Origin of the sequence: Nocardioides sp. (assembly GCF_047607365.1) — a bacterium.
In the GTDB taxonomy this organism is placed as follows: Bacteria; Actinomycetota; Actinomycetes; order Propionibacteriales; family Nocardioidaceae; genus Nocardioides.
The window spans coordinates 1-9,926 of the sequence record NZ_JASGDD010000060.1; the positions used below are offsets into that span (position 1 = coordinate 1).

Annotated in this window: 11 protein-coding genes; 4 read left to right on the forward strand and 7 right to left on the reverse strand. The window is 72.3% G+C overall.

Annotation, left to right across the window (positions count from 1 at the left end; translation table 11 throughout):
• Positions 1-193: 193 nt before the first annotated feature.
• Genes QM572_RS05270 through QM572_RS05290 form a run of 5 tightly spaced genes read right to left on the reverse strand, consistent with a single transcriptional unit; the run spans position 194 to position 5,341 of the window.
• Positions 194-3,139, reverse strand: coding sequence for a UPF0182 family protein (locus QM572_RS05270; RefSeq protein ID WP_415090788.1), 2,946 nt, complete (start codon positions 3,137-3,139; stop codon positions 194-196).
• Positions 3,136-3,675 carry a PPA1309 family protein gene (locus QM572_RS05275; protein ID WP_415090790.1) on the reverse strand — a complete coding sequence of 180 codons (540 nt, stop codon included), beginning with the start codon at positions 3,673-3,675 and terminating at the stop codon, positions 3,136-3,138. Before QM572_RS05275 ends, QM572_RS05270 begins: the two co-directional genes overlap by 4 nt.
• Positions 3,675-4,733 carry a PDZ domain-containing protein gene (locus QM572_RS05280; RefSeq protein ID WP_415090792.1) on the reverse strand — a complete coding sequence of 353 codons (1,059 nt, stop codon included), beginning with the start codon at positions 4,731-4,733 and terminating at the stop codon, positions 3,675-3,677. Before QM572_RS05280 ends, QM572_RS05275 begins: the two co-directional genes overlap by 1 nt.
• A gap of 24 nt (positions 4,734-4,757) precedes the next feature.
• Positions 4,758-4,913, reverse strand: coding sequence for a hypothetical protein (locus QM572_RS05285; RefSeq protein ID WP_415090795.1), 156 nt, complete (start codon positions 4,911-4,913; stop codon positions 4,758-4,760).
• Positions 4,914-4,918: 5 nt separating this feature from the next.
• Complete coding sequence (locus QM572_RS05290) at positions 4,919-5,341, reverse strand: molybdenum cofactor biosynthesis protein MoaE (protein ID WP_415090797.1); 423 nt, start codon at positions 5,339-5,341, stop codon at positions 4,919-4,921.
• A 23-nt stretch (positions 5,342-5,364) separates the two neighbouring features.
• Between QM572_RS05290 and QM572_RS05295 the strand changes: the two genes are divergently transcribed.
• The gene (locus QM572_RS05295; protein ID WP_415090799.1) at positions 5,365-6,648 is read left to right on the forward strand and encodes a zinc-dependent metalloprotease; all 1,284 of its coding nucleotides are present in this window, start codon (positions 5,365-5,367) and stop codon (positions 6,646-6,648) included.
• Entirely contained in the window at positions 6,645-7,184 is a 540-nt protein-coding gene (locus tag QM572_RS05300) for an NUDIX domain-containing protein (protein ID WP_415090801.1), read from the forward strand. The genes QM572_RS05295 and QM572_RS05300 overlap by 4 nt, the downstream gene beginning before the upstream one ends.
• A gap of 86 nt (positions 7,185-7,270) precedes the next feature.
• Here QM572_RS05300 and QM572_RS05305 read toward each other — a convergent pair whose 3' ends face one another.
• Both QM572_RS05305 and QM572_RS05310 read right to left on the reverse strand, forming a co-directional pair.
• Positions 7,271-7,819, reverse strand: coding sequence for a YgjP-like metallopeptidase domain-containing protein (locus tag QM572_RS05305; RefSeq protein ID WP_415090803.1), 549 nt, complete (start codon positions 7,817-7,819; stop codon positions 7,271-7,273).
• Positions 7,820-7,898: 79 nt separating this feature from the next.
• A complete protein-coding gene (locus tag QM572_RS05310; RefSeq protein ID WP_415090806.1) occupies positions 7,899-8,939 on the reverse strand; it encodes a PHP domain-containing protein in 1,041 nt (346 codons plus the stop codon).
• A gap of 448 nt (positions 8,940-9,387) precedes the next feature.
• On the opposite strand from QM572_RS05310, the gene QM572_RS05315 reads away from it, so the two are divergent.
• Together QM572_RS05315 and QM572_RS05320 are read left to right on the forward strand one after the other, a co-directional pair.
• The gene (locus QM572_RS05315) at positions 9,388-9,546 is read left to right on the forward strand and encodes a DUF5679 domain-containing protein (RefSeq protein ID WP_227782839.1); all 159 of its coding nucleotides are present in this window, start codon (positions 9,388-9,390) and stop codon (positions 9,544-9,546) included.
• A gap of 127 nt (positions 9,547-9,673) precedes the next feature.
• On the forward strand, positions 9,674-9,926 hold a 253-nt coding region (locus tag QM572_RS05320), incomplete at its 3' end, for a hypothetical protein (RefSeq protein WP_415090810.1).

Consider the following 9,926-nt stretch of genomic DNA (forward strand, 5'->3'; position numbering starts at 1 on the left):
GCCGCGACCGCGACGCGCCAACGGGTCCCGCGCGGGCGCCGGGACCGCGGCGGCGGACCGGAGGGACCTGCCGGGAGGCTCGGGCCGATCGGGGACGCATACTGCTGGTGCTCGCTCATGCCTCGATCCTGAGCCGCGACGCTGAGCCGATCCTGGGGAGGCGGCGAAGGAAATCCTGAGAACGGCCCCGGCGTCACCCCATCATGACGAGCGCCTGCGCGACCTTCTCCTCGGCCTGCTTCAGCAGCTCCTCGCGGGTCGTGTAGTCGCCCGCGCGGCCGGCGGCGTCGGCCTGGGTGAAGAGGTCCTGCGCCTGCCCGAGGAGCTCCTTGGCGCTCGTCGGGGACGAGCTGGGCGATCCCGAGGCCGACGCGCTGGGCGAGGCGGTCGGCGAGGTGGACGGCGACGCGGAGGGCGAGGTGGTCGACCCGCCGGATCCGGTGTCGCCGGTGCCCGAGGAGCCGGTGTTGGCGAGCGCCGAGCTCAGGGCCGCCTCGAGGGTGCGCCCGTAGCCGATGTTGCCGCGATAGGAGGCGAGCACATAGGCGAGCACGGGATAGCTCGACGTCGCCGCCTGCTGGGCGTAGACCGGCATCAGGTAGACCAGTCCGTCCGACGCGGTCGGGACGGTGAGCAGGCTGCCGTAGGAGACCACCCCGCTGGAGCTGCGGGTGTAGGGCAGCAGCGCCTGGCTGACCCCGGCGTCGTTCTTCATGTCCGCGACCACCTGGCCCGGACCCTGGGTCTGCTGGTCGGGCCGCTCCAGCACGCTGATCCGGCCGTAGTCGGCCGAGCTCGCGTCGGAGTTCACGGTCATGATCGCCGCCAGGTTGTTGCGCTCCTTCGGCGTGAACGTGCTCGTCATCGACCACGTCTCCGTCCCGGAGGAGGCGTCGTCCTGGAACATCCGCACCGGTGGCACGGACTTGGTCAGCGACGTGTCGTTCGGGTCGTTCGGCACCTGCCACTCGTCGGAGCCGTCGATGAAGGCGGACGCGTCGGTGACGTGGTACTTCGCCAGCTGGTAGCGCTGCACCTTGAACAGGTCCTCGGGATAGCGCAGGTGCGGCGTCAGCCACGCCGGGATCGACGACTTGGGCTGGACCGTGCCGGGGAAGACCTTCGACCACGTCTGCAGGATCGGGTCGGACTCGTCCCACGCGTAGATCGTGACGGTGCCGTCGTACGCGTCGACGGTGGCCTTGACCGCGTTGCGCATGTAGTTGACCTCGTCGGTCGGCAGCGTGCGCGGCCCGGTGGTCTCCTGCTGCAGCGAGTCGTCGGTCATCGTCTTGAAGGACTCCGACTGCGAGCCCGGGTAGCGGTCGGTGGTGGTGTAGCCGTCGATCACCCACGTGACCCGGCCGTTGGCGACCACGGGATAGGCGTCGTCGTCGAGCGTGAGCCAGGGCGCGACCTTCTCGACCCGCTCCTTGGGCGTGCGGTCGTAGAGGATCTGCGAGTTGTCGTTGACCCGCTCCGACAGCAGGATGTTGGCCGAGTTGAACTTGATCGCGTAGAGCAGCTGGCGCCACGTCGAGCCGATCTTGACACCGCCCACGCCGTCGTACGTCGTGGTGTCGTCCTCGTCGGAGGAGGCGTCCCGGGCGAGGTCCAGCTCGACCGACCTGGCACCCTGAGGCCGCCCGACGATGGAGTAGGTCGGCGACTGCTCGCCGAAGTAGATCCGCTGCTCGAACTCCCCGGGCCCGGCGGTGACGAGGTCGTTCTGCGAGGCCTCGTTGCCCTGGGCGAACTGGACGTCGACCGACTCGGCGTCGTTGTCCAGCGGCCGCTGGTTGGCGTAGGCGGCGATGACGCCGGAGCCGTGGGTGTAGACGGTGTGGAGGTTGGTCCAGCTCTTGGTGACCGCCGACGCGGACTCGTCGAGCTCGCGCGTGGAGAGCACCAGCGCCCGGTCGGTGCCGTCCATCTCGTAGTGGTCGACGTCGAGGATCGGGGAGACCGTGTAGTACTTCCGGACCTGCTGCTGCTCCTCGAAGAACGGCTTGGCCTGCTTCGGGTCGACGAGCGGCGCCGACGAGGTCTCGGCGTTGAGCTCCTTCGCCTGCGCGGTCGCGCTCGGCTCCTGGGTGTAGTCCTCCACCTCGACGCTGGCGTCGTCGATCGCGTAGGCCTTGCGGGTCTGGCTGATGTTCTTCGCCTGGTACGACGTCTCCTTGTCCGTCTTCGAGGGGTTGACCTGGACGGTCTGGACGATGGCCGGCCAGATCAGGCCGAGGAGCACCGCGGAGACGGCCATGAGGGCGACGCCGACCCCGGGCAGCAGCCAGGTGCGGCGCCAGACGTTGACGAGGAAGAGCACGGCGCAGATCAGGGCGATCCCCGACAGGGTCGACTTGGCCGGCAGCACCGCGTGGTCGTCGGTGAAGCCGATGCCGGTGAACAGCGCCGAGTCGGAGCTGGTCAGGTCGTAGCGGTCGAGCCAGTAGTCGGCCGCCTTGGCCAGCACGAAGACCGCCAGCAGGACCGACAGCTGGACCTGGGCCGCCTGCGAGAGGCGGTCGCCGGGCGACTGCAGCCGGATGCCGCCGTACAGGTAGTGGACGAGGAGGCTGCCGAGCACCGCGACGACCGAGGCGGCCATCGCGAAGGAGACGAGCATGTGGAGCCAGGGCAGGTCGAAGACGTAGAACCCGACGTCCTTGTGGAAGTAGGGGTCCTTCTCGCCGAACGGCGTGGCGTGCAGCCACAGCTCGAAGGTGCGCCAGCGGCTCGCGGCGGAGACGCCGGCGAACGCGCCCGCGACCGCCGCCACGCCGAGCCAGAGCCAGGTGCGGATGGGGTTGACCGCGTCGCGGTAGCGCTCCAGGCCCGACTCCAGCTGTGCCGGGTGCAGGAACGGGCGGCTCCGGAAGGCGAGCCACATGGCGACGGCCAGCCCGGCGCCCATGGTGGTGCCGAAGGCGAGGAAGAGCGCGACCTTGACCCAGAACACCTTCGCGAAGACCGAGCCGTAGCCCAGCGAGGAGAACCACAGGCGGTCCGTCCACAGCCCGGCGAAGGCGGTGAGGCCGAAGAAGACCGCGAGCAGCGCGACCACCGCCCAGACGAGGACCCTCGTGCGGGTCGACACGCCTCCGGGCGGACCGGCCGGGTCGTCGAACAGGTCGCTCATCCTGCATCCTCCTCGCTGCTGTCCTCGCCGCCGTCCTCGAGGACCGCCCGCAGGAGCTCAACGAGCTGCGGCACCAGATCCTCCCCGCCGGCGACGACGGACTCGGGACTGTCGTGGGTGCGCGACCGCATCGCGCAGTAGGCGGCGCCGGCGCGGGTCACCCCGGCGACCACCCGGAGGTGCTCCGTCTCCCGGCCCGCCTGCCCCAGCTCGCCGTCGGGCCGCTCGACGACGACCGCCACACCGCTCACCGAGGGCGGGAACGCGATGGTGGAGAGCACCTCCTCGAGCGGGCGCGCGATCTGGTCCTGCTCGATCGGGGTGAGGCTGCCCTCGGCCGAGGCGTCGTCGGCCAGGCCGAGCAGGTCGGCCAGGGTGGGCTCGCTGGCGATGAACTCGGCGGTGTCGACGAGGGCGTAGAGGGTGGCCGGCCGGTCCCAGCCGCCCTGCGCGGCGTGGGCCTCGAGCTCCAGCACGGCCGCGGCCAGCGCGGGATCGGTCTCGAAGGAGCCGCTCATGTCGGTCAGGTCGCTCATCACGAGGCAGCCTTGCACGTCGGCAGGCTGGCGTCGTGGTCCTTCACCCATGCCTGGATCGACTCGCGGGCGTCGTGCATGGTGGTCACCTTCACCAGGCGGATGTGGTGCTCCTTCGCGTCGACCGCGCCGATCGCCTCGTCGCAGTTGTCGGACGGGACGAGGAACAGCTTGGCGCCGTCGCGGGTGGCGCCGGCGATCTTCTGCTGGATGCCGCCGATCGCGCCGACCGACCCGTCGGTCTCGATCTCGCCGGTCCCGGCGATCTTGTCACCGCCGGTGAGCGAGCCGGGGGTGAGCGTGTCGTAGATCGCGAGGCTGAAGATCAGCCCGGCGCTCGGGCCGCCGATGGCGGAGCTGATCCCGATCGTCACCGAGATCGGCAGGTCGTAGCCGATGCCGACCGACGCCCCGATCCGCGGCGTGCCGTCGTGGTCGGTGGGGGTGACCGAGACCGTCCTCTGCTTCCCGTCGCGCTTGATCACGATCGACAGCGCCTGTCCGGCGGGGGTGGACCGGATCTGCTTGACCATCGCGTTGGCGTCGCTCGCGTCCTGGCCGTCGATCGAGACCACGATGTCGCCGGCCTCGAGGACGCCGTACGCCGGCTCCCCCTTCTCCACGCCGGCGATCTTGGTCACCTGCGGGACGTCGACGCCCGTCTCCTCCAGCGCGATCGCGGTGGCGATGTCCTGCGACGAGGCCATCTCGGCGGCACCCTCGGCCTCGCTGTCGTCGTTGGACTCGCCGGTGGTGTAGACCGAGCTCCACGGATAGACCGCGTTCTTCTTGTTCGCCCAGGCCGTGAGGAGCTCGGCGAGGCTCACGTTGGTGTCGGGCGAGGTCACCGAGACCGTCACCATCCGCAGCTGTCCGTCGTCGTGGTACTCCTCGGCGCCGGCGATGTCGACGATCTCCTTGCCGTCGGCGGTGCCGAGGACGTCGACCGTGACGCCCGGGCGGTAGACGACGTAGGGCAGCGGGAGGAGGAAGACGAAGCCGGCGAGCGCGGCCGCCACGGCGGCGGCGACGAGGCCGGCCAGGGTCCGCTGCGACATGCGCCTAGGGTGACAGACGCCACGTCATCGCCGGCGGGCGGGCCGGGCCATCGCCTCGCCCATCCGGCGAGCGGCCTCCTCGGCGCTCATCTCGGGCCGCTCGCGCCCGCGCCAGGCCGCCCAGAGCCCCACCGCCGTCGTCACCACGACGGGCGGGACGAGCCACAGCAGGATCTCCACGGCACCTACGGTAGGCCGACCCACTCCGACGAGCCGTCGGCGAAACGCTGGTGCTTCCAGATCGGCACCCGCGCCTTGAGCGTGTCGATCAGGGCGCGGGTCGCCTCGAAGGTCGCGGCCCGGTGGGCCGAGGCCGTTCCCGCGATCACCGCGATCTCCCCCACGGCCAGGCTCCCGGTGCGGTGGAGGACGGCGAGGGCGGTGACGTCGTACGCGTCCGCGACCTCGTGGGCCACGGCCTCGAGCTCGGCCAGCGCGCAGGGGTGGGCCTCGTAGACCAGGCCGCTCACGCCCTGCCCGTGGTCGTGGTCGCGGACCCGGCCGACGAAGAGGTCGACGCCGCCGGAGGTGCCGTCCTCCAGGGCCGCGAGCACCTCCGTCACGTCCAGCGGGGCGTCGCGCAGGTCGACGAGGCGGATCGGGCTCACCAGCAGGACAATAGTCTTGGACCATGGCCCAGAACCCCTTCGGCGGCGGCGCCGGCGGCGACCTCCCGTTCGACCTCAACGCGCTCTTCGCGCAGGTGCAGTCGATGCTCCAGGACTTCGAGGGGCCGATCAACTGGCCGGCGGCGCTCGACCTGGCCCGCAAGACCGCCGCCCAGACCCCCGACCCCACGCCCTCGGCCGGCCAGTCGTCGGCCGTCTCCGACGCGCTGCGCCTCGCCGACCTGTGGATCGACGGCACGACGTCCTTCCCGAGCGGCGTGCAGACCGCGGCCGCGTGGTCGAGGGCCGACTGGCTGGTCAGCACCGCCGACGTGTGGCACGGCCTCATCACCCCGGTGGCGGCCTCCTCGGTCGACACCATCGCCACCCAGATGCCCGAGGAGCTCAAGGCGGTCGCCGGCCCCATGGTCGGCTTCCTCGGCAAGGCCGTCGGCGCGATGCTCGCCCAGCAGGCCGGCCAGGGGCTCGGCACGCTCGCCGGCGAGGTCCTCGCCAGCTCCGAGATCGGCATCCCGCTCTCGACGCCCGGCCGGGCCGGGATCCTCCCCGGCAACGTGAAGGCCTTCGCCGACGGGCTCGAGGGCGTCGGCGAGTCCGACGTGCTGCTCTACGTCGCGCTGCGCGAGGCCGCCCACCAGCGGCTGTTCGCAGGAGTGCCGTGGCTGCGCCAGCACGTGATCGAGGCGGTGACGGCGTACGCGCAGGGCGTGGAGGTCGACCTCGGCGCGATCCAGCGACAGGTCGAGGAGCGACTGCAGGGCCTCAACCCCATGGACCCGAGCGCCATGCAGGAGCTCATGGGCGACGCCAGCCTCTTCGCGATCGAGCCGTCGGCCGCGCAGCGCGCGGCGCAGGAGCGGGTCGAGATCGTGCTGGCGCTGGTGGAGGGCTGGGTCGACGAGATCGTCACCGAGGCCACCCACGAGCGGATGCCCTCCGCGGCGCTGCTGCAGGAGGCGTTCCGCCGTCGGCGCGCCGAGGGCGGCCCGGCCGAGCAGACCTTCGCCACCCTGATCGGCCTCGAGCTGCGCCCGCGCCGCCTCCGCGACGCCGCCACCCTCTGGGGCTCGCTGCGCGCCCGTCAGGGCGCCGAGGCACGCGACGGCGTCTGGATGTCGCCCGCGCTGCTGCCCACCTCCGCCGACCTCGACGACCCGCTCGGCTTCCGCGAGGGCGCCTCGCTGCCCGAGGAGATGAGCGCGGACGAGTTCGACGCCGGCCTGGCCGCGCTGCTCGACGGCGAGCCGCCGGCGCCGGGCGCCGAGCCTGCCGAGCCCACCGAGTGAGCCTGCGCGACTCGGCGCTCGCCGCCCTGCGCGCCTGGACGCCGCCCACGCCGGAGCAGGAGGCGCTGCGGGAGCAGTACGCCGACTACCTCGCCGGCCACGCGTCGGGGGTGCTCCGCGAGGACCGGCCGCATCACCTGACCGCCTCGACCCTGGTGCTCTCCTCCGACGGCTCGCGCGTGCTCCTGACGCTGCACGCCAAGGCGCAGCGCTGGTTCCAGTTCGGCGGCCACCTCGAGCCGGGCGACGACTCACTGCTGGCCGCCGCGGCGCGCGAGGCCCGGGAGGAGTCCGGACTCGACCTCGCCCTCGATCCGGTGCCGGTGCAGCTGTCCGACCACGCGGTCGAGTTCTGCGGCCCGGGCGTCCACCACCTCGACGTGCGCTTCGCCGCGCTCGCTCCGCCCGGCGCCGCGCACGCGGTGAGCGAGGAGTCGCTCGACGTGCGCTGGTGGCCCGCCGACGAGTTGCCGAGCGACGACGCCGACATGCGGCAGCTGGTCGCCCTCGCCCGGGCACGACTCTCCCGGTCCTGACGGGACACGTCGGCCCTCGCTGGTCGCCGGCAGGGGCCGGAACGTCCCGCCGTGGGGGTGAGAGCGGGGCGGCGGGAGCCGAGCGGTCAGTCGACCTCGGCTTCCTCGTCCAGCCCGCCCGGCGGCGCCTCGAGCTTGGCCGCGGCCGACCAGCCGAGCAGGTAGCCCTTCGCCCGCTCGGCCTGGGGGAACCGGTCGACCCAGCCCCAGAACCGCGCGTTGTGGTGCGGCTCGAAGAGGTGCGCGAGCTCGTGCACGAGCACGTAGTCGATCACCCAGCTCGGCATCCCCTGGAGCCGTGCGCTGAGCCGGATGGAGCGGTCTCCGGGCGAGCAGCTCCCCCAGCGCGCCTGCTGGTTGTCGACCCAGCGGACCGACTCCGGGATCGCGATGCCGCCGAAGTAGCGGTCCGAGAGGCCCATGGCGCGCTTGAGCAGATCCTCGTCGGACGGCTTGCGACGGCGCTCGGACTTCTCCAGGCGCGCGACCATCTGGGCCACCCAGTCGGCCTCCTCGCGCTTGGTGAGGCTGGCGGGAATGAGCACGACGATGGTGTCGCCGTCGCGATAGGCCGAGACCGTACGCCGGCGGCGCTTGCTCCGCCGCACCTCGACCCGGGGCGCCTGGTCCGCCATGGTCCTCAACCTAACTGCTGGCCGGCGATCGGGCCGGGAGGCTGTCCGGCCCCGTCGACCGGCGGTGAGGGCCGGGCCCTCACGCGGGGAGGTCGTGCGATGCCCAGGCGAGCAGCCGGTCCAGCGGCCATGTGTTGACGATCCGCTCCGGGTCGATGCCGGCGTCCTCGGCCCGCTCGCAGCCGTAGACCTGCAGGTCGAGCTGGCCGGGGGCGTGGGCGTCGGAGTCGATCGCGAACAGGCACCCCGCCTCCACGGCCAGCGCGAGCAGCCGGGTGGGCGGGTCGCGTCGCTCGGGACGGGAGTTGATCTCGACGGCCACGTCGTGGGCCGCACACGCCTCGAAGACGGCGCGGGCGTCGAACCGCGACTCCGGCCGGGTCCCCCGCCCGCCGCCGGTCAGGCGGCCGGTGCAGTGGCCGAGCACGTTGGTGAAGGGGCTCTCCACCGCGGCGATCATCCGGCGGGTCATCGGCGCGGGGTCCATCGCGAGCTTGCTGTGCACGCTCGCGACCCGGAGGTCGAGCTGGGCGAGCATCTCCTCGCTCTGGTCCAGCCCGCCGGTGTCGAGGATGTCGACCTCGATCCCCCGCAGCAGCCGGAACCCCGGCCCGATGCCCTCGTCCACCGCCTCGACCACCTCGAGCTGCCGGGCGAGCCGGGCGGCGGAGAGGCCGCGCGCGACCTTGAGCCGTGGGCTGTGGTCGGTGAGGACGAGGTACTCGTGCCCGAGCTCGCGTGCGGTGAGCGCCATCTCCTCGATCGGCGAGCCGCCGTCGCTCCAGTCGCTGTGGGAGTGCAGGTCGCCCCGGAGCGCGGCGCGGAGGGCGGCTCCGCGGGCGACCAGGGGGCCGCCGTACTCGTCCTCGATGGCGCGGAGCCGGTCGGGGACCTCGCCGCGGACGGCCTGGGCGATCACGGTCGCCGTGGTGGCCCCGATGCCGGCGAGCTCGGTGAGCGTCCCGGCCTCGGCGCGTGCGGCGATCTCGGTGTCGTCGAGCGGCCCGAGGGCCGCGGCCGCGGCGCGGTAGGCCTTGACCTTGTAGGTGTCCTCGCGGGCCCGCTCGAGCAGGAAGGCGATCCGGCGCAAGGCCGACACGGGGTCCACGGGCGATTCCACCCCGACAATTTTTCCTCCACACCGGCGCCTTCGGCGTTTGCGCAGGTCAGCACGGCGGGTCGGGACACGACGTCGAGGCGTCTCCCCCGGTTGTCCCCCGGTCGTCCCGGCGTTCCCCACAGGCCGTTCGGCGTTTCGCACAGGATCTCCACAGGGCCGTCCACAACCCGGGAACCTCGCGCGTTGACGCACGCCGGACGGCTCCCTAGGTTTCTTCCTCAGATGAGACCCCCGGCGCCGCCGGACGTCCTGAGCAAGGGGAAGGCCCGGGACGATCCAGGACACCGGGGGTCTCCTCTTTGCCCCCGTGCTCACCGCGCACACCGACACGCAACACGCGGGGCGGCCCTGAGCGTGCGTCACGCTCAGCGGTGCCGTAGGGTCGAGTCGGCTCGGCGGCACAGAACACCGAGCGACGACCAACAAGAAGAATGGCAAGGAGGCCGTCATGGCTGAGACCTGGAGCGGCGAGTTCTACTGCGTGAAGTGCAAGGAGAAGCGCGAGGCGACCGGCGAGATCAAGGTCAACGACAAGGGCACCAAGATGGCCAAGGCCGTCTGCCCGGTCTGCTCGACCAACCTCAACCGCATCCTCGGCAAGGCCTGAGATCCTTCAGCCTCACTGAGCTCGACGGCGGCATCCCTCACGGGGTGCCGCCGTTTGCGCTCTCCGGGCCCGCGTGCCCTGTGGACAGCGCCCGACGCCCCGGCGCGAAGCGTGGCAGCCTCGGGCCATGAGGCCCGCCCGTCCCGTCCTGCGGCCCGGATTCGCGCCGGTGCGACACGATGGCGCGCATCTGCAGATCGGACATCTCGCGCCCACGCGCGCGGTCCTGCCCGATCACGCGGAGGTACGCCGTCTCCTCGATGCCCTGTCCGACCCGGACGCCCTCTGGGAGGAGCCGACCGCGCCCCACGCCGTACGCGCCCTGCGGAGGCTGGCGGCGGCCGGGCTGGCCGTGCCGGCGCCGCGCCGGCTCCTCGAGC